General features: G+C 65.6%; 21 protein-coding genes. 17 read left to right on the plus strand and 4 right to left on the minus strand.

Annotation, left to right across the window (positions count from 1 at the left end; translation table 11 throughout):
- The first annotated feature begins 372 nt into the window (after positions 1 to 372).
- The 5 genes from ACYQML_RS01290 (at position 373) to cyoD (ending at position 7126) form a co-directional block, all read left to right on the plus strand.
- Positions 373 to 2739: an FdhF/YdeP family oxidoreductase gene (locus ACYQML_RS01290; protein WP_461234450.1), complete on the plus strand. Its 2367-nt coding sequence runs from the start codon at positions 373 to 375 to the stop codon at positions 2737 to 2739.
- Between the two features lie 388 nt (positions 2740 to 3127).
- Positions 3128 to 4051 (plus strand): ubiquinol oxidase subunit II, encoded by a 924-nt coding sequence (gene cyoA, locus ACYQML_RS01295; RefSeq protein WP_461234451.1) that lies wholly within the window; start codon positions 3128 to 3130, stop codon positions 4049 to 4051.
- 2 nt (positions 4052 to 4053) lie between these two features.
- Positions 4054 to 6060, plus strand: coding sequence for a cbb3-type cytochrome c oxidase subunit I (locus ACYQML_RS01300; protein WP_461234452.1), 2007 nt, complete (start codon positions 4054 to 4056; stop codon positions 6058 to 6060).
- Positions 6057 to 6743, plus strand: a complete 687-nt coding sequence (gene cyoC, locus ACYQML_RS01305) for a cytochrome o ubiquinol oxidase subunit III (RefSeq protein WP_461234453.1) — start codon at positions 6057 to 6059, stop codon at positions 6741 to 6743. The genes ACYQML_RS01300 and cyoC overlap by 4 nt, the downstream gene beginning before the upstream one ends.
- Positions 6740 to 7126: a cytochrome o ubiquinol oxidase subunit IV gene (cyoD, locus tag ACYQML_RS01310; protein WP_419951340.1), complete on the plus strand. Its 387-nt coding sequence runs from the start codon at positions 6740 to 6742 to the stop codon at positions 7124 to 7126. The genes cyoC and cyoD overlap by 4 nt, the downstream gene beginning before the upstream one ends.
- Positions 7127 to 7399: 273 nt before the next feature.
- On the opposite strand, the gene ACYQML_RS01315 is transcribed toward cyoD, so the two are convergent.
- The 3 genes from ACYQML_RS01315 to ACYQML_RS01325 are packed head-to-tail and all read right to left on the minus strand — an operon-like array spanning position 7400 to position 12548.
- Positions 7400 to 9223: an ABC transporter ATP-binding protein gene (locus ACYQML_RS01315; protein ID WP_461234454.1), complete on the minus strand. Its 1824-nt coding sequence runs from the start codon at positions 9221 to 9223 to the stop codon at positions 7400 to 7402.
- The gene (locus ACYQML_RS01320; protein WP_461234455.1) at positions 9220 to 10386 is read right to left on the minus strand and encodes a beta-glucosidase; all 1167 of its coding nucleotides are present in this window, start codon (positions 10384 to 10386) and stop codon (positions 9220 to 9222) included. Before ACYQML_RS01320 ends, ACYQML_RS01315 begins: the two co-directional genes overlap by 4 nt.
- Complete coding sequence (locus tag ACYQML_RS01325) at positions 10383 to 12548, minus strand: family 1 glycosylhydrolase (protein ID WP_461234456.1); 2166 nt, start codon at positions 12546 to 12548, stop codon at positions 10383 to 10385. Before ACYQML_RS01325 ends, ACYQML_RS01320 begins: the two co-directional genes overlap by 4 nt.
- A gap of 312 nt (positions 12549 to 12860) precedes the next feature.
- On the opposite strand from ACYQML_RS01325, the gene ACYQML_RS01330 reads away from it, so the two are divergent.
- A complete protein-coding gene (locus ACYQML_RS01330; protein ID WP_461234457.1) occupies positions 12861 to 14054 on the plus strand; it encodes a glycosyltransferase in 1194 nt (397 codons plus the stop codon).
- An 84-nt stretch (positions 14055 to 14138) separates the two neighbouring features.
- Positions 14139 to 15296 (plus strand): UDP-galactopyranose mutase, encoded by a 1158-nt coding sequence (glf, locus tag ACYQML_RS01335; protein WP_311276713.1) that lies wholly within the window; start codon positions 14139 to 14141, stop codon positions 15294 to 15296.
- Between the two features lie 30 nt (positions 15297 to 15326).
- Here glf and ACYQML_RS01340 read toward each other — a convergent pair whose 3' ends face one another.
- Positions 15327 to 16304, minus strand: coding sequence for an NAD(P)/FAD-dependent oxidoreductase (locus ACYQML_RS01340; RefSeq protein WP_461234458.1), 978 nt, complete (start codon positions 16302 to 16304; stop codon positions 15327 to 15329).
- A 413-nt stretch (positions 16305 to 16717) separates the two neighbouring features.
- Between ACYQML_RS01340 and ACYQML_RS01345 the strand changes: the two genes are divergently transcribed.
- The 10 genes from ACYQML_RS01345 (at position 16718) to ACYQML_RS01390 (ending at position 26113) form a co-directional block, all read left to right on the plus strand.
- Complete coding sequence (locus ACYQML_RS01345) at positions 16718 to 17551, plus strand: Crp/Fnr family transcriptional regulator (RefSeq protein WP_461234459.1); 834 nt, start codon at positions 16718 to 16720, stop codon at positions 17549 to 17551.
- Positions 17552 to 17687: 136 nt separating this feature from the next.
- Positions 17688 to 19445 carry a PQQ-dependent dehydrogenase, methanol/ethanol family gene (locus ACYQML_RS01350; RefSeq protein WP_461235635.1) on the plus strand — a complete coding sequence of 586 codons (1758 nt, stop codon included), beginning with the start codon at positions 17688 to 17690 and terminating at the stop codon, positions 19443 to 19445.
- Positions 19426 to 20259 (plus strand): substrate-binding domain-containing protein, encoded by an 834-nt coding sequence (locus tag ACYQML_RS01355; RefSeq protein ID WP_461234460.1) that lies wholly within the window; start codon positions 19426 to 19428, stop codon positions 20257 to 20259. Before ACYQML_RS01350 ends, ACYQML_RS01355 begins: the two co-directional genes overlap by 20 nt.
- On the plus strand, positions 20256 to 20819 hold the full coding sequence (locus ACYQML_RS01360; protein WP_461234461.1) for a c-type cytochrome: 564 nt from the start codon (positions 20256 to 20258) through the stop codon (positions 20817 to 20819). Before ACYQML_RS01355 ends, ACYQML_RS01360 begins: the two co-directional genes overlap by 4 nt.
- A complete protein-coding gene (gene coxB, locus ACYQML_RS01365; protein WP_461234462.1) occupies positions 20816 to 21832 on the plus strand; it encodes a cytochrome c oxidase subunit II in 1017 nt (338 codons plus the stop codon). Before ACYQML_RS01360 ends, coxB begins: the two co-directional genes overlap by 4 nt.
- Complete coding sequence (ctaD, locus tag ACYQML_RS01370; protein ID WP_461234463.1) at positions 21829 to 23745, plus strand: cytochrome c oxidase subunit I; 1917 nt, start codon at positions 21829 to 21831, stop codon at positions 23743 to 23745. Before coxB ends, ctaD begins: the two co-directional genes overlap by 4 nt.
- Complete coding sequence (locus ACYQML_RS01375; RefSeq protein WP_461234464.1) at positions 23742 to 24392, plus strand: cytochrome c oxidase subunit 3; 651 nt, start codon at positions 23742 to 23744, stop codon at positions 24390 to 24392. Before ctaD ends, ACYQML_RS01375 begins: the two co-directional genes overlap by 4 nt.
- Entirely contained in the window at positions 24389 to 24790 is a 402-nt protein-coding gene (locus tag ACYQML_RS01380) for a hypothetical protein (RefSeq protein ID WP_461234465.1), read from the plus strand. The genes ACYQML_RS01375 and ACYQML_RS01380 overlap by 4 nt, the downstream gene beginning before the upstream one ends.
- Positions 24787 to 25722: a cytochrome c oxidase assembly protein gene (locus tag ACYQML_RS01385; protein ID WP_461234466.1), complete on the plus strand. Its 936-nt coding sequence runs from the start codon at positions 24787 to 24789 to the stop codon at positions 25720 to 25722. Before ACYQML_RS01380 ends, ACYQML_RS01385 begins: the two co-directional genes overlap by 4 nt.
- A complete protein-coding gene (locus tag ACYQML_RS01390; protein ID WP_056454188.1) occupies positions 25712 to 26113 on the plus strand; it encodes a c-type cytochrome in 402 nt (133 codons plus the stop codon). The genes ACYQML_RS01385 and ACYQML_RS01390 overlap by 11 nt, the downstream gene beginning before the upstream one ends.
- Positions 26114 to 26400: the final 287 nt, after the last annotated feature.

The raw sequence follows: 26400 nt of genomic DNA on the forward strand, positions 1-26400 counted from the left end.
TAAGTCCAAGCTTATACATCGCAGGCTGCAGGTTTCATTGCTGTCGCGATAGGATGACGGGTCGCGCCGCGCCGGCGCATCAGACAAAGAGTGCCCAATGCGGCGAGGCTCATTGCCCCTGCCAGGATCCGTGAGGGTCTGACTCCCATGCGCCTGGCCGAGCGATCCAAGGCGACTTCGAAGCCACCGGCGAGATTTGCGACAAGCGGCACGATGGTCGTATCCAAGAAAAACTTCGGCGCCGACGGTCCAGCCGGCTTCTTTAGAAGGTAATCTCGATCAATCATCATCGTAACCTCCGATAATGCCGCACCTGATTTTGCAACTATACATGGATGCATGGGCCGGACGTAGAACCTGACGAGACGGCCGATGTTCCCGCAGCTGTATTGGCACGGAGATCGTTCATTGGATAAGCCCACCTACAAGCCGTACCGCCTTCCATCAGGGGGATGGGGCTCGGCCCGCTCCGTCGGCAACATCCTGCGGCGCGAAGGGGTGCTGGCGAGCGTGCCGATCGCGCTGACCCGCCACAACAAGGTCGACGGCTACCAGTGCAACAGCTGCGCCTGGGTGAAGCCCGCGAGCCCCCTGCCGTTCGAGTTCTGCGAGAACGGCGTCAAGGCGGTCGCCTGGGAGCGGACCGCGCATCGCTGCACGCCGAAGTTCTTCGCCGAGCACACCGTCACCGAACTTCGGGGCTGGGACGATTTCCACCTCGAACAGCCGGGCCGCCTGACACACCCGCTCCGCTACGACGCCGCCAGCGATAAGTACGTGCCCGTCTCCTGGGGGCATGCCCTGGAGGAGATCGCCCGGGAGCTGGGCGCAGTCGAGGACCGTCACAAGGGCACGGTGTTCTATAGTTCGGGCCGCCTGTCGAACGAAGCGAGCTACCTGTACCAGCTCTTCGCCCGGCTCTATGGCAACAACAACCTGCCCGACTCGTCCAACATGTGCCACGAGACCACCTCGGTGGCGCTGCCCGCCAGCATCGGACAGGCCGTCGGGACGGTGACCCTGGAGGATTTCGGCAAGTCCGACTGCATCCTGTTCTTCGGCCAGAACCCGGGCAGCAACGCTCCCCGCATGCTGCACCCGCTGCAGGAGGCGAGCGAGCGCGGCGTTCCGATCATCACCTACAATCCGCTGCGGGAGCGCGGGCTGGAACGGTTCCTGAATCCGCAATCGCCCACCGAGATGCTGACCGGCAAGGATACCCGGATCAGCTCGCAGTATCACCAGGTCAAGGCTGGCGGCGATCTCGCCGCGTTGGCGGGCATCTGCAAGGCGGTGCTGGACACGCACGAGGCGTCACGGGAAGCGGGCGGCCCGGCCGTGCTGGACGAGGCCTTCATCGCCGAGCACACCCACGGCTTCGACACTTTCGCCGACTGGCTTCGCCTCCAGAACTGGGACGAGTTGGAGCGCCGTTCGGGCCTCCACCGCGCGAATATGGAAGCAACGGCGCGCGTCTATTGCCAATCGCACACCGTGATCGGCGTCTACGGCATGGGGCTGACCCAGCACCGGGCCGGGGTCGAGACCGTGCGGATGCTGGTCAACCTCCTGTTGATGCGCGGTAATCTCGGCCGCGTGGGTGCCGGTATCTGTCCAATTCGCGGACATTCCAACGTGCAGGGCCAGCGCACGGTGGGGATCACCGAAAAGCCCGAACTCTTTCCCCTGGACCGGCTGGGCGAGCAGTTCGGCTTCGAGCCACCGCGAGAGGCCGGCTACAACACCGTGGAGGCCTGCGAAGCGATCCTGAAGGACGAGGTACAGGCCTTCTTCATGCTGGGCGGGAACTTCGTGCGGGCCATCCCCGACCACGGCCAGATGGAGCCGGCCTGGCGCCGCCTGCGGCTCACCGTCAACGTGATCACCAAACTCAACCGATCGGCCCTGCTACCGGGCGCAGTCAGCTACATCCTGCCGGTGATCGGCCGCCTCGAGATCGACGAGACGAAAGCGGGGCAGCAGGTCCTCTCGATGGAGGACACCTCCGCCTGCATTCACGGCAACCGGGGCCTGCGCCGCCCGGCCTCGCCCCACCTCATCAGCGAGGTCCGTCTCATCTGCGAGTTGGCCCGGCGGGTGCTGGAGCCTAATCCGCGCGTGCGCTGGGACGCCTATCAGGAGGATTACGCCGAGATCCGCAAGGAAATCGCGGAGACGCTGCCGGACTCTTTCTGGGATTACGAGCGGCGCATGTGGGAGCCGGGCGGCTTCCAGCGTCACCTGCCTGCGAACAAGCGCGAATGGCATACGGATACGGGCCGGGCGAACCTCGTGACGCCGACCGGCCTGGACGAGGACGCCGACATGCCCGACGTCGGTCACGGCGTCCTGCGCCTGATGACGCTACGCTCGAACGATCAGTTCAACACCACGGTCTACGGCTACGACGATCGTTTCAGGGGCATCAAGAATACCCGCAAAGTGGTGCTGATGAACCGCTCGGACATCGACAGACTCGGGCTGAAGATCGGACAGGCGGTGACGTTGAAGACCGTCGCCGATGACGGGATCGATCGCCGGCTCTCCGACATGCTCGTCGTCGCCTACGACATCCCCATCGGCTGCATCGGTGGCTACTATCCGGAATGCAACGTGCTGATGCCGATCTGGCACTATGCCATCGACAGCAAGACTCCGGCGGCCAAGACCATCCCGGTCACCCTGCATGCCGATGACGACCGCGTGCTGGCGCCTCAACTCGAATACGCCACCGGTTGAGGGCGGCCCCGCCCCGCTTCCCAGCCAAGCCCCCCGAGCATCGCGACCTTCGACGGATAAGACCCGCGAGAGAACACCGCAGCCGCGCGACGTTCGGTCGTGGGCTGCGGCCAGCGAGCCCCGATGCCGCTCGGCCACGCGCCGGGATGACGGGGGTGTTTCGCGACATCCTGCCGGGACCGACCGGCGTCCGGGCCTCGCTCACGGCATCGCCCCGATGAGGACCTGATCCGACCTCGAAGAAAGTAATGAGGGTTAATTCAAATACTTAGCAGCACTCATTTGGCCTCAACACATGTTGTTGTATGCCTGATTGAACTGCGCAAGTCTTCGTTGAATTCCGGCAAGGACGAGGCTGATCGTTGGCTGACTCAGCGGCATGCGCATGATGGCGAAGCTCCCTTCGCCGACGATCCGACGGCGCATCCGTGCCGCCTCACCAGCCATCGGAATAGGTCTTCTCCTCGGGGGCTGCCAGCCGAGCATCCTCGACAGTAAGGGACCCATCGGCGCCGCCGAGAACAACATCCTGCTGATCGCGACGGTCATCATGCTGGCGATCATCGTGCCGACGATGATCGCCACCGTCATCTTCGCGTGGTGGTACCGGGAATCGAACCCGAAGGCGCGCTACCGGCCGGACTGGGCCTTCTCGGGGCGTATCGAACTCGTGGTCTGGTCGATCCCGTTGCTGACGATCATCTTCCTCGGCGGGATCGCGTGGATTGGCGCCCATGATCTCGATCCGGCCGTTCCGATCCGCTCGGACAAGAAGCCGATCCAGGTCCAGGTCGTGTCGCTCGATTGGAAATGGCTGTTCATCTACCCCGAACAGCGCGTCGCCGCGGTCAACCAGCTCGTCGTCCCCGTCGATACGCCGATCCAGTTCCACCTGACCTCGAGCAGCGTCTGGAACTCGTTCTTCGTCCCCGGCCTCGGCAGCATGATCTACACGATGCGCGGGATGGTCACCCGGCTCAACCTGCTGGCCGACCGCGAGGGCGACCATCTCGGCCTGTCGACCCATTTCAGCGGCGACGGCTTCTCGGACATGAACTTCTCCATGAAGTCGGTCTCGCCCGCCGGTTTCGACGCATGGGTCGCCTCGGCCCGGGGCGCCGGTTCGAGCCTCGACAAGGCGGCCTACGGCGCGCTGGCCCAGCAGAGCATCGCGGACAAGCCCCGGACCTTCGGCGACATCGATCCCGAACTGTTTCAGGGGATCGTCGACCAGACCGTCCCTCCGGGGCCGGGGCCGACTGAGAAAGCGGACGGTGCGCCGCCGAACGTCCGGCCCAAGGGGGGATCGTAGACATGCTGGGCAAGCTCACCTGGGAGGCCATTCCCCTCAGCCAGCCGCTTCCCCTCGTCGCCTCCGGCGTGGTCGCCCTCCTCGTCCTGGGCGTCCTGGCCTGGATCGTGATCGGCGGACACCTGCCGTATCTCTGGCGGGAATGGATCACCAGCGTCGATCACAAGCGCATCGGCGTCATGTACTGCGCCCTGGCCCTGGCGATGCTCATCCGCGGCTTCTCGGACGCGATCCTGATGCGCACGCAGCAGGCGCTGGCCTACCAATCCCCCGGCTATCTGCCGCCCGAGCATTACGATCAGATCTTTTCGGCGCACGGCACGATCATGATCTTCTTCGGCGCGATGCCGTTCATCGTCGGGTTGATGAATTTCGTCGTCCCCTTGCAGCTCGGCGTGCGCGACGTCGCGTTTCCGACGCTGAATTCGGTGAGCTTCTGGCTCACGGCGACAGGGGCGCTCCTCGTCAACATATCCCTGGTCGTCGGCGAGTTCGCCCGCACCGGCTGGTGGCCCTCGCCGCCCTTGAGCGAGACGACCTACTCACCCGGCGTCGGGGTCGATTACTATCTCTGGGCGATCCAGATCTCCGGCATCGGCACGTTGCTGTCCGGCGTCAATCTCGTGACCACGATCCTGAAGATCCGGGCGCCGGGCATGAGCTACCTGCGCATGCCGATGTTCTGCTGGACCTCGCTCGCCTCGAACCTCCTGATCGTCGCGGCCTTCCCGATCCTGACCGCGACGCTCGCGATGCTCACCCTCGACCGCTACCTCGGCTTCCACTTCTTCACGGACGAGTCCGGCGGCAACTCGATGATGTTCATGAACCTCTTCTGGGCCTGGGGGCATCCGGAGGTCTACATCCTTGCATTGCCGGCCTACGGCATCTTCTCCGAGGTCATCTCGACCTTCTCGGGCAAGCCGCTCTTCGCCTACCGCTCCATGGTCGGCGCCACCATGGCGATCTTCGTCCTCGCCTTCATGGTCTGGCTGCACCACTTCTTCACGATGGGCGCGGGGGGCGACGTCAACGGCATCTTCGGCATCACGTCGATGATCATCGCGGTGCCCACCGGCGTGAAGATCTTCGACTGGCTCTTCACCATGTATGGCGGCCGAATTCGTCTCACGACCCCGATGCTGTGGTCGCTCGCCTTCATGATCACCTTCGTGGTCGGCGGTGCGACCGGCGTCCTCCTGGCGATCCCGCCCGCCGATTTCGTGCTTCACAACAGCATGTTCCTGGTGGCGCACTTCCACAACGTCATGGTCAGCGCCGTGCTGTTCGGGGCGTTCGCCGGCTACACCTACTGGTTCCCGAAAGCGTTCGGTTTCCAGCTCGACGAATGGTGGGGCAAGGTCGCGTTCTGGTTCTCGGTGGCGGGCTACGTCATCGTGTTCACGCCGTTCTACGTGCTCGGCCTGATGGGCATGACCCGCCGCATGCAGCATTACGACATCGAAGGCTGGCGCCCCTGGATCCTGATCGCCGGTTTCGGCGTCGCGGTGATGCTCATCGGGGTGATCTGCCAGATCGTCCAGCTCGTGGTCAGCATCCGGCGGCGGGAGAGCCTGCGCGACCTCACCGGCGACCCCTGGGACGGACGCTCCCTCGAATGGGCGACGGCCTCGCCGCCGCCGGTGTTCAACTTCGCGGTGATGCCTCGGGTGGAGGGCGAGGAAGCCTACTGGACCATCAAGCAGCGAGCCCGCGAGCAGGCGCGCCTGCGCGAGGAGCCGGATTACGAGCCGGTCGAGATGCCGCTCAACAGCCCCACCGGCTTCATCTGCGCCTTCTTCGCGACGCTGATCGGGTTCGCCATGATCTGGCACATCTGGTGGCTGGCCGGATTCGGAATCGCCGGCGCCTTCGCGACCTTCGTGGTCTTCGCCTGGCGCGACCGGCTCGAATACGAGATCCCGGCCGACAGCGTCGCACGGATCAACCGCGCCAACCGCGCGACCCGGATGCAGGCCCTGGAAAACGCACGGCGGAGAGCCGCATGACGGACGGCCTCGCTCTCCCGGCACAGGCCCGGATCCGGACAGACCCTCACCATCTCGGCCACCATGCCCGGTCGGGTGAAGGCCACGCGACGGCCACGGGCCGGGGAACCGGCGGTCCTTCTCCCAAGCGGATCGTCGTCGGTTACGGGTTTTGGATCTTCCTCCTCAGCGACATCGTGATGTTCGCGGCCTTCTTCTCGGCCTACGCGGTGCTGCAGACGGGCACCGCGGGCGGCCCTACCGGGGCGCAACTCTTCGACCTCGACAACGTCGCGATAGAGACCGCCTTTCTGTTGATCTCCAGCTTCGTCTGCGGCGTCGCCGGCCTGGCGCTCACGGCCAAGCGGCACCTGATGTTCCAGGCCGCGATGGCGGTGACGTTCCTGTTCGGCGCGGCCTTCCTCGCCCTCGAACTCCGGGAATTCGCGGACCTCATCGATCGGGGCGCGGGGCCGACCCGCAGCGCCTTCCTCTCGGCCTTCTTCACGCTCGTGGGCTGCCACGGCCTGCACGTCTTCGCCGGCCTCCTGTGGCTCCTCACCATGATGGCGCAGGTCGCCACCAAAGGCTTCCGGCCCGACATCCTGCGCCGGGTCATGTGCTTCTCCCTGTTCTGGCATGCCCTCGACATCGTCTGGGTGGCCGTATTCACCGTCGTCTACCTGATGGGGTCGATCGCATGAGCGCCGAGAATCGCCACGAGACGGATACCGCGCCCGGGGACGAGTTCGGTGGGGAGGATATCGGCAAGGGCCTGCGCGGCTATTTCATCGGGCTCGTCCTGGCCTCGCTGCTGACCGCCGCGTCCTTCGCGATCCTGCGCGCCAACTTCGTCTGGGCCCCGGCCATTCCGGTGGCGCTCCTCGTCTTCGCCATCGCCCAGATGGGTGTCCACCTCGTCTTCTTCCTGCACATCACCACCGGGCCGGACAACACCAACAACGTGATGGCCCTGGCCTTCGGCGTCCTGATCGTCATCCTTCTGTTCGGGGGCTCGATCTGGATCATGAACAACATGAACCACAACATGATGCCCCAGACCCCTTCCGCGCCGAAGCATCATTAGGTCCACCGCCGCTCGGCCATGCGCCCGATCCCGCAACCACGCAGCAGGTTGGACAGGACGTGAACGGCGACCGTCCCATCATAGCCGCTCTTCAGTTCGGCCTCGGCCTCACGCTCGGTGTCGTGACCGCGATCGCGGCCGACCTTTTGCTCTGGATGCTGATCTGAGCGACGAAAGCCCGGACCGGTCTGCGTTCGACGATCCGGCTCGCACCGCGCTTCGACGAGCCTGACTTGTCGAGGCCCGTCCGCCGGGCCTCACCGAGACGGGGTATCAGGCAGGATGGGCGTGTTCCGCCACCGCCGCCTCGGCACCGCCGGCGTCATGGTGGTCGCCAGGAAGTCCCTCGGCCTGTAGCCGCCACATCCGCTCGAAGACGCCGCCGGCGTGGCGCAGGAAGGCGGGGCTGCCATCCTCGACCACACGGCCCTGGTCGATGACGAGGATGCGGTCGAAACCCGTGAGGGTGGAGAGCCGGTGGGCCACGCTGACGACCGTCCGGTGGCGCATGATCCGCACCAGGGCGGCCTGGATCGCCATCTCGGATTCGGTATCGAGGGCGGAGGTCGCTTCGTCGAGCAGGATGATCGGAGCATCCTTCAGGAAGGCGCGTGCAATGCCGATCCGCTGACGCTGGCCGCCCGAGAGCTTGGCACCGCGCTCGCCGACGATCGTGTGATAGCCCTGCGGCAGGCGCCGGACGAAACCGTCGCAGGCCGCGGCCCGGGCGGCGGCGAAGACGGCCGCGTCGTCGGCATGCGGGCGGGCGAAGCGGATATTCTCCATCACGCTGCGATGGAGGAGGCTGATGTCCTGGGGCACCACCGCGAGGGCATCGCGAAGCGAATCCTGCGTGATGGAGTCGATGGGCGTCCCATCGATGAGGATGGCCCCCCTCTCCACGTCGTGCAGGCGCTGCAGGAGTTGAATCAGCGTCGACTTGCCCGCGCCGGAAGGGCCGACGATCCCGACCTTCTGCCCGGCCGGAATGGTCAGGCTGACACCGTCGAGCGCGCGCGCACCCGGTCCATAGGCGAAGGAGACATCCCGCAATTCGATCCGGCCGGCGCTGCAAAGCAGGGCGGGAGCGCCCGGCGCGTCGCGTACCGTCCGGGGCTTGGCGATGACCGCCAGGGTTTCCTCGATGAAGCCGAATTGCTGCGCCACGTCCACGAGCGAGAGGGCCATGTCCTTCGAGCTGTGCAGGATGCGCAAGGTCAGGCTCGCGACCATCACGATGTCGCCGGGGCTCGCCTGCCCTCGCCCCCACAGAACGATCGCCCAGGTCAGGATGCCGGCCGCCATCACCCAGAGGGCGAGGTCGTGGAGGAGACGGGCGATCTCGAGATACATCCAGCTCCGTCGCTGGGCGGCGGCCTCGGCCTCGAAGCCGGTCCGCAGGCGCAGCCATTCGCGGCGGCGCGCCGAGAAGGCCTTGACCGTCCACATGTTGGTGATCGTGTCGACGAGGTCGCCGGCCACGGTCGCCGCCTCCCCCGAATAGGCCCGATGAATCGGCCGGCCGCGCTCCCCGAACACGATCAGGCCAAGGGTCACGGCGGTGACGAAGACGAGGAGGGCCGCCGTGAGCGTGAGGTCGATGGTGGAGAAGATGATCACGGCCCCGCCGACATCCACGAGCGGCGGAATGATGCGCCAGATCAGGGTGTTGATCAGCGCTCCGAAATTGCCGGCCGTGGCCGTGATGCGCTGGCCGAGGGAACCGGCGAGGTTCTCGGCGAAGTAACGCATCGATTGCGCGCTGAGCTCGTCGAAGAGTTCGAGGCGCAGGCCGACCCCGACCCCGACCGTCGTGCGGCAGGCGAGCCAGCCGGTCAGCCGGGCGAGCAGGCTCTCGGCGGCGATCAGGCCGAGAAACAGTATCAGCACCCCGGTAACAGCCGACGCGGCGTCGGATGGCAGCGTCATCGCATCGACGAACCGCTTGAGCACGTATTGCTGGCCGACGCCGCAGGCCGCCGAGGCGATCACGAGGGCGAAGAGCAGGCCGAAATGCCAACGCCAGCGCGAGATGTGATGCAGGATGAACCGGCCGGGACCGGACAGGTGCGGGGAGACGAAGGGAGCGTCCGTCATGAGGTACCTGATATGTCCGCAAACAGGCCCTGCTGGCGGGCGAGTTCCGCGGCGAAGTCCGGGTCGCAGGACCGTCGTCCATCGGGATCGGGCGTCGAGAACAGACCGACCGCGCAGGGCCGCTCGTTGTCCCATCCGGGATAGTCGACGACCGGATAGAGGCAGATTCCCTCCACCGGAACGCCCATTCGGCGGGCGGCCCGGACCTCGCCGCAGACGTAATGCAGCCAGGCAGGGCGGGCGCTGCCTTCGGCGCCCGTCTCGGCCACCAGAATGGGGCGTGCGAACCGGGCATGCACGTCGGCCAGCATGTGGCGCAGGGGCCGGTAGGCGTGGTGCCCGAGGGGGATCGTCCCCCCGCCATGGACCCATTGGTTGTCCGGATAGAAGTTCACGCCGACGATATCGAGGCAGCCAGGATCACCGCCGAGTTCCGGACAGAGGCGTCCGCTCACCATGTCCAAAGCTTCGTATTGCACGCTCCGGTAGGCGTTCGCGGCCGCCTCGCCCTCGGGATGCCCGGAAATCACATGGATCAGGGGTTCGGCATGGAGGAAGCGTGCGTCCGGCACGACCTCCCGGATGGACCTCGTCGCGGCAATGGAGGCTCGCACGAGTTGTCGCTTCAGCTCCGGCCCCCGTTCCAGTGCCAGGGGCGCCATGCGGGCGACGTCGCCTCCTGCCCAGGCCCAGTACGAGATCTCGTTGACGGTACAGAAGGCGGGTGTCCCGTCGGTCTCGGCAGCGACGACCCGTGCGGCGTGGGAGGCGAAGTCGGCGAAGCGGGCAACGAAGGCATCCGACCAGATGTCGATGTCGTTGGGCCAGCCGTAATGGCAGAGGTCCCAGATCACCCGCAGGCCGCTGTCACGGGCCGCCCTTAGCATCGGCAGGGCACTCGACCAGTCGTAGCAGCCAGGGGCGACCTCGATCCGGTGCCAACGCAGGCCATCGCGGGCGCCGCCCAGCCCGCGAGCGCGCAGGGCCGCATAATCGGAGGCCGCCCAGATGTCGTGGCCGGTGGCGGCGATCAGGTCGAGGCGGCGTCCATCGGCGCGGCGATGGGTCGAACATTCGAACCCGCCGAGGAACGGCGGCGGGGTGATCGCGTACCCCCTCCCGCATGCCGGTTCCTCGCGGAACGCGCTCACGGCGCCGGTCATTCCGCGGCCTGGCGCGCGGGGAGCGGCGGAGTGGCACCGAGGGCGTCGCGAAGGCGCTGCATGGCGCTGATCCGGGTCGGCATGAGGAGGCCCCGTGAACTCGTCAGGGCTCGGTTGGTGGTCGGCGCTCCACCCTGGATGGCAGGCGGCGCAGGACTCGACAGAAGGCGTGAGATTTCCGCGGCAAAGCTGTCTCGCAGGACCGCACCGCGATTGGCGAGATGCCAGGGCCCGGCCTCGCCATCGATGAGGAGGTCCAGCGCCGCATGGGCGAGATCCGGCAGGTAGCTCAGGGACAGGATCTCGGTCGGCCGGGGCAGTCTTCCGCCGCTCTCCCCGAGGGCTCCGAGAAACTGCTCCGATCCGCTGGCCGGTTCGGGCGCATCGAAGACGAGGCCGGGCCGCACGATCAAGCTGCGCGGGGCGTGGGACCGGATGCGCCTTTCGGCCTCGGCGACGCTTTGCGCATAGAGGCCCTCGGGCCTGACCGGATCGGCCTCGCAGGCGGGGCGACCGAGGCTGCCGTCGAAAACCCGGTCGCTGGAAAAAACCAGGAGTGGAATGTCCGCTGAGGTGCAGGCGGAGGCGACCCGCCCTGCCCGGCCGGCATCGACGAGAAGCGTTCCGCCGGGATAACGCCTTGCCGCCGCATCGATATCGAGGCCGGTGGCGTCGATCACCGCCCAGGCTCCGTGCAGGGCGATCAGTTCGGCGAGGGCCGAGACCTCTCCGGACGCGGCCGGAGTGCCGATGTGACGGAGACCACGGTCTTCGCAGATGCGAGCCAGCCCGCGCGCCCGCGCGCCATCGGAACCGAGGATCAGGACAGGCCTGGCCCGCTCCGTATGGGCAACCGGAGAGGCTTCGGCCGGCTTGTCGTAATAGCGCGACGGTCGGCGCCACCAGCCGGGCATGTCGAGGACCGGATGATCGAACCGTCCCGTGCGCGCGAGCGATGCCGCGGCTTTGGCCAAGGCCGTCGCGCGGGGCAGCGGTGCCCGGATGTCGAAGGCGCCGGGCTCGTAGGTTCCGGCCCGGGCGACGAGCAGGCTGTTCCAGTCCACCGCTCCCATGAGGGACCATAGGGTCACGGCTTTGACCGAAATGTCTTTCACACGGAGAGCCGTGGCGGCATTCCAAAGCTCCGCCAGCCAGCGCAATTGTTCGTCCCGGCTGCAACCGTGATGCGCCTCGGTGATCGCCATGGGCGTGCGGTAGCGCTGCCAGACCTCGGTGAGGCGGGCGGCGGGACCCGTACCGCCGTCGCAGAGGGCGACGCGTACGGCCTCCGCATCGGCGTAGCGTTGGCGGCCGTTTCCGCCCCGCAGATCCTTCGGGTACGCGCCGAGCCGACCGTCGAGATAGCGCTCACTCGTGAGATAATGGTTCACACCGATGATGTCGGGCGCACCTTCCCCCTCGCCGAGAAGGGCCAGATCGTCCAACGGGACGCCATGATCGATGAGGCGTCGAAACCAGGGATGGGTACGATCGACCCGCCCGCAGAGGAGATCGAGGCTGAGCCAGCGTCGCTCGTTCTCGTAGGCCGCCTGGTTGGCGAGGGCGGGCGTGCTGAAGGTCCGCCCGATATCCTCGGTCTGGACGAGGCGGGCATCCGGGATCACCCGGCGGATCGCCCGCATGGCGAGGAGGGTCGCCTTGCATTGGTTGACGACCATGCGCAGGAAAGCGGCCTCGCTGCGCAGGTGAGGGTACCAATGGCCGTAGAGACCGCTGAATCGCGCCGTGGTCAGCGGTTCGTTGACCGGCGTGACGTCGCGTAGCCAGGGGAAGCGCCTGGCGACCGAGCCGGCATAATCCTCCAACAGGCGAGGCAGGGCCGGATCGAGGAGGCTGGTGTAGCGCGGGCCGCTACCGTGATGAAGCAGGCCGACGATCGGGACGATGCCGTGGCGCTGCAGGCGGGCCAGCCGCGCGTCGTGCCAGGACCAATCCCGCGCATCCGGATCATGCGGGGCGACCGTCTCCCACAGAAGAGGATAGCGCAGGGTACGGATTCCGAGCCGCGCGACGGCATCGATATCCCCCATGCGCCAGCGGTGACCGGTCTCGCGGATCTGATCGCGGAACCGGTCTTGAATCCGGGCAACCGTACATTCGAAACCACCCCACAGTTCAGGGGGTGCGGCTGATGAATTCATCGTCCAATCCGCGACCGCCGGTTTAGGCATTTGTCGGGTTTCATACTAATCATGACCCGATATCTGAAAAGATGTCACATGTTATTCGAATAATAATATGCATCGGCCACGGTAATATCATTAACTTATGCGATAGACGGCATGTTTAGCTGAAAATATTGGTTTTTTATTGATCCTGATCTGCCTGTGCTGCTTCGCTTGAGCGATGGCTGGCGGAGTTGAGGAGGGAATTCATCTGTGAAGCACGAAGCTGGACCGACGCCGCCTTCATCTATTGGACAGGGACTTTCCGCCATCAATGCGATCCCGACGTTGCGGCATTCATGCCTCGACTTCGAGTATCGGGGCGCGTCGCAGAGCGATGCTCGCCCATTGCTGGCCTGTTTCTCACATCTACGCTGGAATTTCGTCTGGCAGCGTCCACAGCATCTTCTCAGCCATGCGTCCGAACGGTTCGATGTCGTCTTCGTCGAGGAGCCCATCTTCGAGGCGGGAGCCATGGCGCGGCTGGAGCGCAAGCGTATTGGGCCGTCCCTGCAGCTCCTCGTCCCGGTCATCGATCCCGCGGATGCACGTGAGGCCGTCTCGATCCTGCAAGGCCTCCTCGCACAAGAACTGGACGCCCTCGGCCATACGACGCGGATCTTCTGGTACTATACGCCGGCAGCCATCGCCTTCACTTCCGAACTACCGCGCGATCTGACGCTCTACGACAACATGGATGAGCTGTCGGCCTTCAAGGGTGCGTCGGATACGCTGGTCGCTCAGGAGACGGCTCTGCTGGGACAGGCCGACCTCGTCTTCACCGGCGGGCACAGCCTCCATGCCGCGAAATGCGACCGACATCCGAACATCCATTGCTTCCCATCCTCAGTCGATGCGGCGCATTTCGCCCGCGCTCGGGGAAGCGTCACGGCTGACCCTGCCGATCAGGCTGCGATCCCGCATCCGCGCCTGGGATTCTTCGGCGTCGTGGATGAACGTTTCGACGCCGATTTCCTTGCCGAACTCGCCGACCTGCGGCCGGACTGGCAGTTCGTCATTCTCGGTCCGGTGGTGAAGATCGATCCGGCCGGATTGCCGAGAGGGCCGAACATCCACTGGCTCGGGCCGAAGTCTTACGCCGAGCTTCCGGACTACTTGGCGCATTGGGATCTCGGCCTGATGCCCTTCGCCCTCAACGCCTCGACACGCTTCATCAGCCCGACGAAGACGCCTGAGTTCCTGGCCGCCGGACTGCCAGTCGTCTCGACGCCGATCGTCGACGTGGTGCGCAGCTACGGCGAGATCGGTCTCGTCGAGATTGCCGAAACGCCGATCCAGGCCGTCCTCGCAGCCGAAGCCTTGATGGCGCGCCCGCTAGAGCCCTGGCTCACCCAGGTCGATACTCGCCTCGCGGGCGGTTCCTGGGAGCGGACCTGGGCCGACATGGAGGCGAAAATCATGGCCGCCCTGGGCATCCCGATACTTGCTTCCTATTCGCCGCCGCTCCGCGAGACGGCCTGATCCTCCTTTTCCACTTTGTCGCGCGCCTCTCCACGCCGCCGCCCGGGCGACGGCGTCGGGCCGCTGCATGAGGGCTTGAAAGCGATGTATGACTGGCTGATCGTTGGAGCGGGTTTCGCGGGCAGTGTCCTGGCCGAAAGGATCGCACGGGAGCGCGACGAGCGAGTCCTCCTCGTCGACCGGCGCAACCACATCGGCGGCAACGCCTATGATTGCCTGAATAAAGATGGCTTGCTGATCCACCAATACGGGCCGCACATCTTCCACACCAACGCGAAATCCGTGTTCGACTATCTCTCCGGCTACACCGCGTGGCGCCCCTACGAGCACCGTGTACTGGCCGAAGTGGATGGCCAGCGCGTTCCGATCCCCATCAACCTCGACACGATCAACCGGCTCTACGGGCTCGATCTCGATTCCTCACAGCTCGAAGCGTGGCTCGCGGCACGGGCGGAGCCGGTGGAGGAGATCCGGACGGCGGAGGATGTCGTTGTCTCCACAGTTGGGCGCGAACTCTACGAAAAGTTCTTCCGTGGTTACACGCGCAAGCAATGGGGGCTCGATCCCTCACAGCTCGACAAATCCGTGACGGCACGCGTGCCGACGCGGACGAACCGAGACGACCGCTACTTCAACGACATCTACCAGGCGATGCCCAAGCATGGCTACACGGCGATGTTCACCGCCATGCTCGATCATCCGAACATCACCCTGGCTCTCGATACCGATTACCGGAGCCTCAGCCGTTCCGTGCGGGCCTGCCGCACGATCTTCACGGGACCGATCGACGCCTTCTTCGACACCTGCTACGGCCCGCTGCCCTATCGCAGCCTGCGCTTCGAGCATGTCACGCGAGACGTGCCTTGGCACCAACCCGTCGGGGTGGTCAACTATCCCCAGACCGAGGATTACACGCGCGTCACCGAGTACAAGCATCTCACGGGGCAGCAGCACGCGCATACTGCGCTGACCTACGAATATCCGGTCGCGGAGGGTGAGCCCTACTACCCGATCCCCTGCGCCGAGCATCAGGCGCTCTACAAGCGGTATGAGCGCCGAGCCTTGGAAGAGCAGAGGGTTTGGTTCGTCGGACGCCTGGCGACCTATCGTTACTACAACATGGACCAGATCGTCGGGCAGGCTTTGGCCACGTTCCGGCGGATCGATGCGGAGGTGTCGCGGCGCGACGGGCGAGCGCGCCCGTCGGCGGGCCATGAACTGGCCGCGCCGAGCCCCGCCTGAGGGGCCGGATCGCGACCTCCAATGGGAGGCTCAATCAGAGACCGCTGCGCCGCCATCCGCTTCTTCTTCGGTCGGTAATTCGCAGCGGTTGTGGATGTCGGTGGCCGCAATGGCTCCGTGGCCCATGGCGACGACCACCTGATCGAGGCCCCGCACCACGCCGCCGGCCGCATAGAGACCCGGCACCGTGGTCCGGTTGTGCTCGTCGACGATCAGGGCGCTCGTCCCGTCATGGCGGGCACCCATGGCGAGGGCGAGTTCGGAGCGGATCGTCAAACCCAGGGCCGAATAGAGCACCTCGAAACGGTGCTCCGCGCCGTCCGCCGTTCGCAGCACGGTGATCCGGCCGTCCCCGATGTCGAGGCCGAGCACCGGCTCGTGCACCACCGTGATCCCATGTCGTTCCACCTGCTCGCGCTGGCGCGCGTCGAGCGCCATGCCCTGGCCGAGGGTCAGGAGAGTGACGTCCCGGGAATAGGTTCGAGCGACGAAGACGGCCTCGCCGAGGCCGCGGTCGCCATAGCCGATGACGGCGATCCGCTTGTCCTTCGCTTCGTAGCCGTCGCAGATCGGGCAATACCGCACGAGCCCGCGCCGGATCGCGTCGGGCAGGTCCGGCAGGTTCGGCTCGATGTCGTCGGCGCCCGTGGCGAGCAGCACGCGGTGCGCGCGGATCTGGTGTTGGGCGCCCCCGCCCTCGACCGTAGCGATGAAACGACCGTTGTGTCTTTCCAGCTTCGTGACCGTCCCGTCGACGATCTTCGCACCGAAGCGGAAAGCGTGCTCGCGCTGGCGGGTCAGGATCTCCGGGCCAGATATTCCTGCGCTGAAGAACGGAATATTGTGGCTCGTCGGGATCCAGGACGTTCGCGCCTGACCGGAATCGACGACCAGGAAGCGGCGTTCGAACCGGGCCAGGTACAAGGCCGCCGTCAATCCTGCCGGACCACCGCCGATCACGAGGCAATCGAGGCAAGTATCCCGGCTCACCGGTGATGCTATCGTCATCCCGTCATCCGTCCTGAAAGTTACCCCCGATACGCGCCGCGCCGCTCGATCCCCCATCGCCGCCTCACATTCGAGAGGGATTCACGGCTCCATCGCAGGCCATCGCCGAGCCCTGCCCACGAGAAGTAACGCCATTCTCAGGAGGTGCGGGGGCAGAACAACAACCTGAATCAATCGGCGCGGCTAAGCTTGGTGAAAGATCGGTGGCGACAACACTTATTAAAATTTGTTCTTATCCTTGTTAAGGGATGATTTTGCGCGGATGCCAATCTATTTTAACGCTTGGCCGGATCGGGGGTGATAGTCGGTAGAGATTGTCCGCCGACGGTGCGTGGTCGTGCGAGCAGGCTCGCTGTCTCTCCGCGGGTGGCAGAGGCGGCGCTCCGTCGAGCGTCAAAACCGCCAGTGATCCGATGCCGCTGATCCGCAAGCTCATGAATGTCATGACTTTGTCCGAGGATGAGCGCCATGCCATCCAAGGGTTACCCAGGACATACCGCCGCCTCGCTGCTCGCGAGGACATCACGTCCGAGGGTCACGGTTCATCGCAATGCTCCGTCATCCTCGACGGGTGGGCGTGCCGTTTCAAAACCCTGCAGGACGGTCGGCGACAGATCCTGTCCCTGCATCTCCCAGGTGATATCCCCGATCTGCAAAAGCTCCATTTGCCGGCGATGGAGCATAGCCTCGGCGCCCTGACGGAATGCACGGTTGCCTTCATTCCCCATCACGCTCTGCGTGGTCTGACAGAGCATTTTCCTGCCATCGCGGCGGCCTTTTGGCGGGATACTCTGCTCGACGCTGCGATCCTCCGCGAATGGATGGTCAATATCGGCCGACGCTCCTCGACGGGGCGGATCGCCCATCTGCTCTGTGAGATCTACACGAAGCTCACCGCCATCGGCTTGGCGCAGGATGGTCGCTGCAGGTTTCCCCTGACGACGGGAGATCTTGCCGATGCCACCGGACTCACGGCGGGCGATGCCGGTCAGGTCCTGCAAGAATTGAGGGCCCGCGGCCTGATTTCTTTAGCAGGTGATGAACTCGTCATCGAGAACTGGCGATCTTTGAGCGAACTCGTCGGGTTCGATCCGACCTATCTGTACCTGGCACCCAGCATGGCGGGCCGGACCGGATTACCGGATGGAGCGGCCTTCACGAAGGAGCCCTCCGTCGAGCCGGCGAATCGAGAGCGGTGCCTTCCAGACGCCATCAACGGCATTAACCAAGGTCAATGCAGGCTATAATATCAGCGTTCATAAGGATCTCTCATACTCTTTGCGCCGTGAGACCCGCGAGTTTGAAGTGAACAGGTGCATCGTTTCGGCTCTGCTTCTTGTGTCCCTCTGGACGCCGGGGACGCCTGGATCAGCCCAGGGTACGATCGCATCGGCTCAACCGAGTGGCTCCGCCAAGGTATTTCCGGTTCCGCCTTCGTCCGCAGCGCCTCCCGACGACGGCCAATGGACGATGCCGGCCAAGAATGTCGCGAGCACCCGTTACAGTGAACTCTCCGAGATCACGCCGGAGAACGTCGGAAACCTGCGCGTCACGTTGACCTTCTCGGTGGGCGTCAATCGCGGTCAGGAATCGTCACCGCTCGTGATCGGCGGGACGATGTACGTCCTCTCGCCCTACCCCAACATCCTTTACGCGCTGGACCTGACGAAGCCGGGCGCGCCCTTGAAATGGCAGTACAATCCGAAGCCCGAGGCTGCGGCCCAGGGCGTCGCATGCTGTGATGTGGTCAATCGCGGGCCGACTTTCGCGGATGGCCATGTCTTCTTCAACACCCTCGACGGCAACGTCGTCTCGGTCGATGCCGAGACCGGGCGTGAGGCGTGGAAGACGAAGGTCGGTAACATCCACATCGGCGAGACCATGACGATGGCGCCTCTCGTCGCCAGGGGCAAAGTCTTCGTCGGTAATTCGGGCGGCGAATTCGGTGTGCGCGGCTGGATCCAGGCGCTCGACCAGCAAAGCGGCAAGGTCGCCTGGAAGGCCTTCAATACCGGGCCGGACAAGGACGTGCTGATCGGGCCTGCGTTCAAGCCATTTTACGACATGGACAAGGGCCAGGATCTCGGGGTGACGTCGTGGCCGCCCCAGGCCTGGGAGCAGGGCGGCGGCACGGTCTGGGGGTGGCTCTCCTACGACCCCGATCTCGATCTCCTCTATCACGGCACCGGCAATCCCGGTCCCTGGAACGCCGACCAGCGGCCCGGCGACAACAAGTGGACGTCCGGCATCTTCGCGCGCGAGGCGGAAACGGGTCAGGCGCGCTGGTTCTACCAGTGGAGCCCGCACGATCTCTACGATTGGGACGGGATCAACGAGCAGATCCTGCTCGACATGACCTGGCAAGGGCAGCCCAGGAAGGTGCTCGTCCGGCCGGAGCGCAACGGCTACGTCTACATCCTCGACCGGGTGACCGGCGAGGTTCTCTCGGCAAAGCCCTTCCACGCCATCACGACCACGACGGGCGTCGATCTGAAAACCGGTCGTCTGCAATACATTCCCGAGAAGAAGCCCGAGATGGGCAAGGTGATGCGCGACATCTGCCCCAACGCCTCCGGTGCCAAGGACTGGAGCCCCTCGGCCTACTCTCCCAAGACCGGCCTCCTCTACATGCCGCATACCAATCTCTGCATGGACGAGGAGCACATGCAGGCGAACTACATCGCCGGTACGCCTTATCTCGGCTCCGAGACGCGGATGAAGCCGGGGCCCGGTGGCCACCGGGGCGTTTACACCGCCTGGGACGTCGCCAACGAACGTGCGGCCTGGTCGATCAAGGAAAACTTCCCGGTCTGGAGCGGAACCCTCGTCACCGCCGGCGACGTCTCCTTCTACGGGACCATGGACGGCTGGTTCAAAGCCGTGAACGCCAGGACGGGCGAGGTCGTCTGGCAGTTCAAGACCGGCTCCGGGATCATCGGGCAGCCGACCACCTATCGGGGTCCGGACGGGCGCCAGCACGTGGCGATCCTGTCCGGCGTCGGAGGCTGGCCGGGCGTCGTCGTTTCCGCCGATCTCGACCCGCGCGACGGCACCGGTGCCCTCGGCTTCCTCAACGCCATGCGAGACCTCAAGGAGGCCACCACCAAGGGGGGAATGCTCTATGATTTCGCCCTCCCATAAGAGCGGAGCAGCCCTCCTCTGCTGCTTGGCGATGGTTGCTGCATCCGGCGCACAGGCGCGTGAGCTGCGGGTCTGCGCGGACCCTAACAACCTGCCCTTCTCGAACGAGCGCGGTGAAGGGTTCGAGAACCGCATCGTCGAACTCATCGCCAGGGATCTGAAGGCGACCGTCGCCTATACGTGGTGGGCGCAGCGGCGCGGCTTCCTACGCAACACGATCCGTGCCGGGGCATGCGATCTCGTTCCCGGCATGCCGGTGGGGCTCGGGGGACTGCGTCCGACGCGGCCGTATTATCGTTCCGCCTACGTCTTCGTGTCGCGTGCGGATGGGCCGGCGGTCGCCTCCCTGGACGACCCGGCCCTGGCCCGCCTCCGGATCGGGGTGCAGCTGGCCGGCAACGATGCGGCGACCACTCCGCCCGGCCAGGCCCTCGCCCGGCGCGGCCTCACCGACAACGTCCGCGGCTTCGTGCTGACGGGCGATTACGCCGAGCCCAACCCGCCGGCTCGGATCATCGACGCTGTGGCGAAGGGCGAGATCGATGTGGCGATCGCCTGGGGGCCGATGGCCGGGTATTTCGCGGCGCAATCCGATGTCCGGCTGCGAGTCACACCGGTCTCGCCGCTGACCGACGGCCCGATGCGTCCGATGGTCTTCGACATCGTCATGGGCCTGCGTCGGGAGGACGAGGCGCTCCGCCAGGAAGTCGGCGCGTCGCTCGCCGGGCGTCGCCAGCAGATCGACGCGATTCTGGCCGAGTACCACGTGCCCCGTGCCGAGGAGGCGGTCGCGCAACCCGTCGCGGCGCGATGACGGCGCGTCTGCCCGCGCTGATCCTCGTCGCCCTCGTTCTGACGGCTTGCCAACGCGAGGAGCGGGAGGCTCGGCCGAGCCCGGTCGGATCGGAAAGCCAGGAGCAGGTCGCCCTCGTCGGGCTCTCGCCCGGAGAGCCCGGGCCGATGGTCCAGACGAGCGGCAAGGCCCGGCTATTCGAGGGCAACGCCTACCAGATGAGCCAGGGCAAGAAGCTGTTCACCTGGTTCAACTGCAACGGCTGCCACGGCCAGGGCGGCGGCGGCATGGGTCCCGCCCTGATGGACGATCGCTGGATCTATGGCGGCTCCATCGAGAACATCGTCCAGACGCTGCGTGAAGGGCGGCCGAACGGCATGCCGTCCTTCCGGGGACGGGCGACGGAAGACCAGATCTGGCAACTCGCCGCTTATGTCCGGTCGATGAGCGGCAACGCTCCGGCGAGCGCAGCACCCGCCCGGAGCGACACTCTGCACCCGCACCCTTCCGAGAACAGGACCAGCCCGAGCCCACCGGTCTCCGGCGGCATTGTCCCGCCGTCCGGGCAGATGCCGCAATGAGCGCGTCGCTCCCCGCCCGGCATGGCCTGGCCCTGGTCTCCATCCTGCCTCTGACCGGCTGCAACCTCATGCAGTCCCCCCTGAACCCTGTCAGCCCCCAGGCCCGTGACCTGCTCTGGCTGTTCTGGGTCTTCACCGGAATCCTCTTCGCGATTTGGCTCGCGGTGATGCTGGCGCTGCTTGCGAGCCTGCGGGCGCGCCGCGCTCTTGATGCCGATCCGCTCGGCGTCGATCTCAGTCGTGAAAACCGGACAGCCGCCCTCGTGGCCGGACTGGCCGTCGCCACCGGGCTCGTCGTGCTGGTCCTGACCGGCCTCAGCTATGCCGGGCAGCGGCGTCTGTCCGCGTCCGAGGACCCTGGCCTGACCATTCGGGTGCTCGGCCATCAATGGTGGTGGGAGCTCGAATACGAAGGTGCGGATCCCAGCCGCAGCTTCACCACCGCCAATGAGATTCATGTGCCGGTGGGCGTGCCAGTTCTGCTGAAGCTCGAATCGACGGACGTCATTCATTCCTTCTGGGTCCCCAGCCTGATGGGCAAGATGGACCTCATCCCCGGGCGCAGCACCACCCTCCGTTTCACCGCCGACCGTGCGGGGACTTATCGCGGCCAATGCGCCGAGTTCTGCGGCCTGCAGCACGCCAAGATGGGTATGCTGGTGATCGCCCAGGAGCCGGAGGCCTTCGGCCGCTGGCGGGACGCGCAGGTCCGACCCCGCATCGAGCCGGCGAGCGCCGATGCCAGCGCAGGCGAGGCCGCTTTCACTGCCGCCCCCTGCTCCATGTGCCACCAGATTCGCGGGACGGGGGCCGCCGGCCGCATCGGCCCGGATCTCACGCATCTGGGCTCGCGCAGCACGCTTGGCGCCGCCACGTTACCGATGAGCCGCGGCAATCTCGCGGCCTGGATCGTGGACCCGCACGGCATCAAGCCGGGCGTGAACATGCCTCTGGTCAAGCTCGACCCCGATCAGATCAACACTATCTCGGCTTACCTCGAGGGCCTCAAATGAGCGAGGCCACCACCGCCATCGGCGACCCGCCCGATGTGGCGCGCGAGGGCCCGGCCCTCACCGCTCGGCTTGCCCGGATATGGGGCACCCGCGAGGGGATCATCGGCTGGCTCTCCAGCGTCGACCACAAGGTGATCGGTCGCCGCTACATCGCCACTGCCTTCCTGTTCCTGTTCCTGGGCGGTCTCACCGCCATCGTGATGCGCCTGCAGCTGGCGCGGCCCGAGGGCAAGTTCGTCGGGCCCGACACCTACAACCAGCTTTTCACGATGCACGGCTCCACCATGATGTTCCTGTTCGGCGTGCCGATCGGGGAAGCCATGGCGGTCTACCTCGTGCCGCTGATGGTCGGCACCCGCAACATCGCCTTCCCGCGCCTCAACGCCTTCAGCTACTGGATCTACCTGTCGGGCGGGATGTTCCTGTGGATCTCCTTCCTGCTCAACATCGGCCCCGATGTCGGCTGGTTCGCCTACGTCCCCCTGGCGGGTCCCGAATATTCGCCCGGCAAGCGCGCCGACGTCTGGGCGCAGATGATCACTTTCACGGAGCTGTCGGGACTCTGCGTGGCGGTGGAGATCATCGTCACCGTGCTCAAGCAGCGCGCGCCGGGCATGAGCCTCGACCGTATTCCGCTCTTCGTCTGGGCGCTGTTCATCAACTCCTTCATCATCATCTTCGCGCTGCCTGCGGTGATGATCGCCTCGACGTTTCTCATCCTTGACCGGCTGATCGGAACGCATCTGTTCAACCCGGCCGAGGGCGGTGACGCGCTGCTGTATCAGCACCTGTTCTGGTTCTTCGGCCACCCCGAGGTCTACATCATCTTCCTGCCGGGAACCGCTTTCGTCTCGGCCATCATCCCGACCTTCGCGCGCCGCGAGATCTTCGGTTACCTCGCCCTCGTCCTCTCTTTGGTCGCCACCGGGTTCCTCTCCTTCGGGCTGTGGGTCCACCACATGTTCACGACGGGACTCCCACAACTGGGAGCGGCCTTCTTCACCGCCTCCAGCATGCTGATCGCCGTCCCCAACGGGCTGCAGATCTTCTGCTGGATCGCGACGCTGTGGGATGGACGCCCCATCTGGCGCACACCGCTCCTGTTCGTGATGGGCTTCTTCTTCATCTTCGTGGCGGGCGGCCTCTCGGGCATCATGCTCGCCTCCGTGCCGATCGATACCCAGGTGCACGACACCCACTTCGTCGTGGCGCATTTCCACTACGTGCTCATCGGCGGCAACGTCTTTCCGCTCCTCGGGGCGATCTACTACTGGTTCCCGAAATTCACCGGCCGGATGCTGTCGGAGCGGCTTGGCGCCTGGAACTTCTGGCTCGCCTTCACGGGCTTCAACATCACCTTCTTTCCGATGCACATCAGCGGGCTGATGGGTATGCCGCGGCGCGTCTATACTTACGGTCCCGAGATGGGATGGGCGAACCTCCAGATGCTCTCGACGGCGGGCGCCCTGTTGCTGCTGGCGAGCTTCCTGGTCTTCCTCTGGAATGTCGTCGCGAGCCTTCGTCATGGCGCGGTGGCGGGCCCGAACCCCTGGGGCGCCAGCACGCTCGAATGGGCCACGGCCTCGCCGCCGCCTCCGCAGAACTTCGACCATATTCCCTTCGTGACCCATCGCGAGCCGCTCTGGGCGGAGCGGCAGGGACTGCCGGTGGTGACGGGACTGAGCACGCGCTACCGTGAATTGGTGGTCACCAGCGTGTCGGAGGCCGAGCCGCAACTGCGCGAGACCTCGCCCGCCCCCTCGATCTGGCCGCTGGTCGCCGCTCTCGTCGTCGGCACCACCTTCATCGGGTCGATCTTCACGCCCTACGCCGTCCTCTGGGGAGCGATCCCGATCGCCGCGGCCCTCATCGCCTGGTTCTGGCCCAAGGATACGCCGGAGGACGAGGAATGACCCTCCCGCCTCGCGACCCGCCGTTTTCCGCCGTCGCGCCGGCGCGCATCGTCCGCGACCTCTCGCAACTTCCAACCTATGGGTTCGGGCCCAAGAGCCCGATGTGGTGGGGCACCCTCGGCTTCTTCGTCACCGAGGGAATGGCCTTCGCACTGGCGCTGGGGACTTACTTCTACCTCGTCCAGCAGAACCAGGCTTGGCCGCTCGCACCCGTAGCGCCGGATCATTGGGCGGGCACGCTCAACACGGCATTGCTGCTGGCGAGCCTGTGGCCCAACGCCATCGTCGATCGCGATGCCCATCACGAGGATCTTCCCCGCGTCCGGCGAGGGCTGATCCTGATGTCGCTCATCGCGCTCGCCGCCCTCGGCCTGCGGCTCTACGAGTTCGCCGGTCTGGGTGTCCGCTGGGACCAGAACGCCTACGGCTCGATCACCTGGGTCCTGCTCGCGCTTCACCTGACGCATCTCGTCACCGATGCCGGCGACACCCTCGTCCTCACCGTCCTGATGTTCACGCACCATGCGAAGGGCCCCGCCAAGGGACGACGTTTCAGCGACGTGAGCGACAATGCCTTCTACTGGTATTTCGTCGTGGCCTCGTGGCTGCCGATCTACCTCGTCGTGTACTGGCTCCCCAGGTGGTGACGTCGTCCGTACGGAAACTGCTCGCGCGCGGGCTCCCATCGGCCGGCCTTTATGCGGGCCCGGCGGCCTGGCTCGTGAGCACGCAGGCGAATTACGCGATGGTTCCCTGGACCTGCGCCCATGGCCTACGGGCCGTGCCGCTCGTCGCCTTTCCGCTGATGATGTTCAGTCTCGCGGGCGCCTTTCTGTCCTGGCGAGCGTTCGGACGGTCCGGGGCGGCTCGTATCGGGACCGTTCCGACGCCCGATGCGTCGAGGGTGCCTCCCCTCGACTCGCCCGAGGGCGGACGACCACATCGCCTGGTCGCAATCATCGGAATCTTGGTCTCCCTTCTTTTCGCCCTGGTCATCGCGGTCCACGGCGTCGCCGGGATCGTGTTTGATGGATGCGAGCGATGAGCCGACCTGCCGCCGCGATCGGCCTCGGGCTCGCCACCATGCTCCTTCCGCGCAGCGCCTCCGCTCATGGCGGCGATCTCGGCGAACTCTGGGCTACGGGCGCGGCCTGGACCAGCGATCTGCGGGTCATCCTGCCGCTCTATGGCAGCGCCATCCTGTTCCTCATCGGGACCGTCCGGTTGTGGCGCCGGGCCGGCCACGGGCGCGGTGTGCGACGCTGGCAGGTCGCGTGCTTCTGGTCGGGATGGACGGTGCTCGCCCTCGCACTGCTCTCACCGTTGCATTGGCTCGGCGAGCGCCTGTTCACGGCGCATATGATCGAGCACGAATTGCTGATGGCGATCGCCGCGCCCCTGATCGTGCTGGCGCGGCCTGGAAGCGCTATGCTCTGGGCCTTGCCCGCCCGCTGGCGCGGACCGGTCGTTCGACTGCCGCGACGGCTTGGTCTTGCGGGCGCCTGGAGCGTCGTCAGCCTACCTCTGGCGGCGACGCTCATTCATGCCGTTGCGCTCTGGGTCTGGCATATGCCGGGAGTGTACGACCTCGTTCTCGTCAGCCCGCTCGCGCATTGGCTGCAGCATGTCAGCTTCCTGATGTCGGCCCTGATGTTCTGGTGGACCTTGTTGCGAGGACCGGCACGCCGCCGCGGTTTTGGCGCGGCCTTCGTCTACCTGTTCCTGACGAGCCTCCATACCGGTCTGCTTGGCGTGTTGCTCACGGTCTCGCCCCGTCTCTGGTATCCACGCCAAACCGCTGCCGCCGCCGAATGGGGACTCACCCCCCTGGAGGACCAGCAGCTGGCCGGGCTCGTCATGTGGGTTCCCGCCGGTCTGGTCTATACGGCTGCCGCCTTGATCCTGATGGGGCTCTGGATACGGCACCCAAGTTCCACACGGCACCCAAGTCCCACGCGGCGATCCTATGCGACGTAGATGGATCGTCCTTGCCGCCGGTCTCGCCGCCATCGGTTCCGTGGCGGGAATCGTCGTGCATCGGATCGAGCGCGGGCAAGCTCGGGTGGACCTCGCCAAGGGACTGACCGGCGGCGATCCCGCACGTGCACCGGCCCTGATGATCACCTATGGCTGTGCCGGCTGCCATGACGTTCCGGGTGTCGCTGGCCCCAGCGGCCGGGTTGGCCCGCCTCTGCGCGGGCTGGCCGAGCGCGTCTATATCGGTGGCGTGGTCACGAATACGCCCGAGAACCTCGTTCGCTGGATCGTCGACCCGAAATCCCTGAACCCGCGAACCGCGATGCCCATCACGGGAATATCGGAAACGCAGGCTCGGGACATCGCAGCCTACCTTTACGCAAACCCGTGACGAGCCGAACGGGGCTCTATCCGTGACGCGAATGGCTGCGAAGATACAAATATCTGCTCAACGTTTACGTCCGCCTTGCCGATGATTTATCGTCAAGTAGTCGGGCAGAACCCCGCTCAGTCCGGCCGTACTCTTTCGTTAAAACAGTCAGCTTAAAATGGCTCTGATAGCCGCGAGTTCAGTCATGACAGGGCCGGGTCGCGGGACGGCCACGACTTGGTTCATGCCAAGCATTGCACGAGCGGTATTTTCGCCTCGAAATGCTGACGCAACCGGAACCTCCATCC

The sequence above is a fragment of the Methylobacterium sp. CM6244 genome, assembly GCF_054817885.1.

Bases quoted from the DNA above. Each gene is read 5' to 3' on its own strand.
- ACYQML_RS01290 (WP_461234450.1), top strand. From the start codon at position 373: ATGTTCCCGCAGCTGTATTGGCACGGAGATCGTTCATTGGATAAGCCC.
- cyoA (WP_461234451.1), top strand. From the start codon at position 3,128: ATGGCGAAGCTCCCTTCGCCGACGATCCGACGGCGCATCCGTGCCGCC.
- ACYQML_RS01300 (WP_461234452.1), top strand. From the start codon at position 4,054: ATGCTGGGCAAGCTCACCTGGGAGGCCATTCCCCTCAGCCAGCCGCTT.
- cyoC (WP_461234453.1), top strand. From the start codon at position 6,057: ATGACGGACGGCCTCGCTCTCCCGGCACAGGCCCGGATCCGGACAGAC.
- cyoD (WP_419951340.1), top strand. From the start codon at position 6,740: ATGAGCGCCGAGAATCGCCACGAGACGGATACCGCGCCCGGGGACGAG.
- ACYQML_RS01315 (WP_461234454.1), bottom strand. From the start codon at position 9,223: ATGACGGACGCTCCCTTCGTCTCCCCGCACCTGTCCGGTCCCGGCCGG.
- ACYQML_RS01320 (WP_461234455.1), bottom strand. From the start codon at position 10,386: ATGACCGGCGCCGTGAGCGCGTTCCGCGAGGAACCGGCATGCGGGAGG.
- ACYQML_RS01325 (WP_461234456.1), bottom strand. From the start codon at position 12,548: ATGAATTCATCAGCCGCACCCCCTGAACTGTGGGGTGGTTTCGAATGT.
- glf (WP_311276713.1), top strand. From the start codon at position 14,139: ATGTATGACTGGCTGATCGTTGGAGCGGGTTTCGCGGGCAGTGTCCTG.
- ACYQML_RS01340 (WP_461234458.1), bottom strand. From the start codon at position 16,304: ATGACGATAGCATCACCGGTGAGCCGGGATACTTGCCTCGATTGCCTC.
- ACYQML_RS01345 (WP_461234459.1), top strand. From the start codon at position 16,718: ATGCCGCTGATCCGCAAGCTCATGAATGTCATGACTTTGTCCGAGGAT.
- ACYQML_RS01355 (WP_461234460.1), top strand. From the start codon at position 19,426: ATGATTTCGCCCTCCCATAAGAGCGGAGCAGCCCTCCTCTGCTGCTTG.
- ACYQML_RS01360 (WP_461234461.1), top strand. From the start codon at position 20,256: ATGACGGCGCGTCTGCCCGCGCTGATCCTCGTCGCCCTCGTTCTGACG.
- coxB (WP_461234462.1), top strand. From the start codon at position 20,816: ATGAGCGCGTCGCTCCCCGCCCGGCATGGCCTGGCCCTGGTCTCCATC.
- ctaD (WP_461234463.1), top strand. From the start codon at position 21,829: ATGAGCGAGGCCACCACCGCCATCGGCGACCCGCCCGATGTGGCGCGC.
- ACYQML_RS01375 (WP_461234464.1), top strand. From the start codon at position 23,742: ATGACCCTCCCGCCTCGCGACCCGCCGTTTTCCGCCGTCGCGCCGGCG.
- ACYQML_RS01385 (WP_461234466.1), top strand. From the start codon at position 24,787: ATGAGCCGACCTGCCGCCGCGATCGGCCTCGGGCTCGCCACCATGCTC.
- ACYQML_RS01390 (WP_056454188.1), top strand. From the start codon at position 25,712: ATGCGACGTAGATGGATCGTCCTTGCCGCCGGTCTCGCCGCCATCGGT.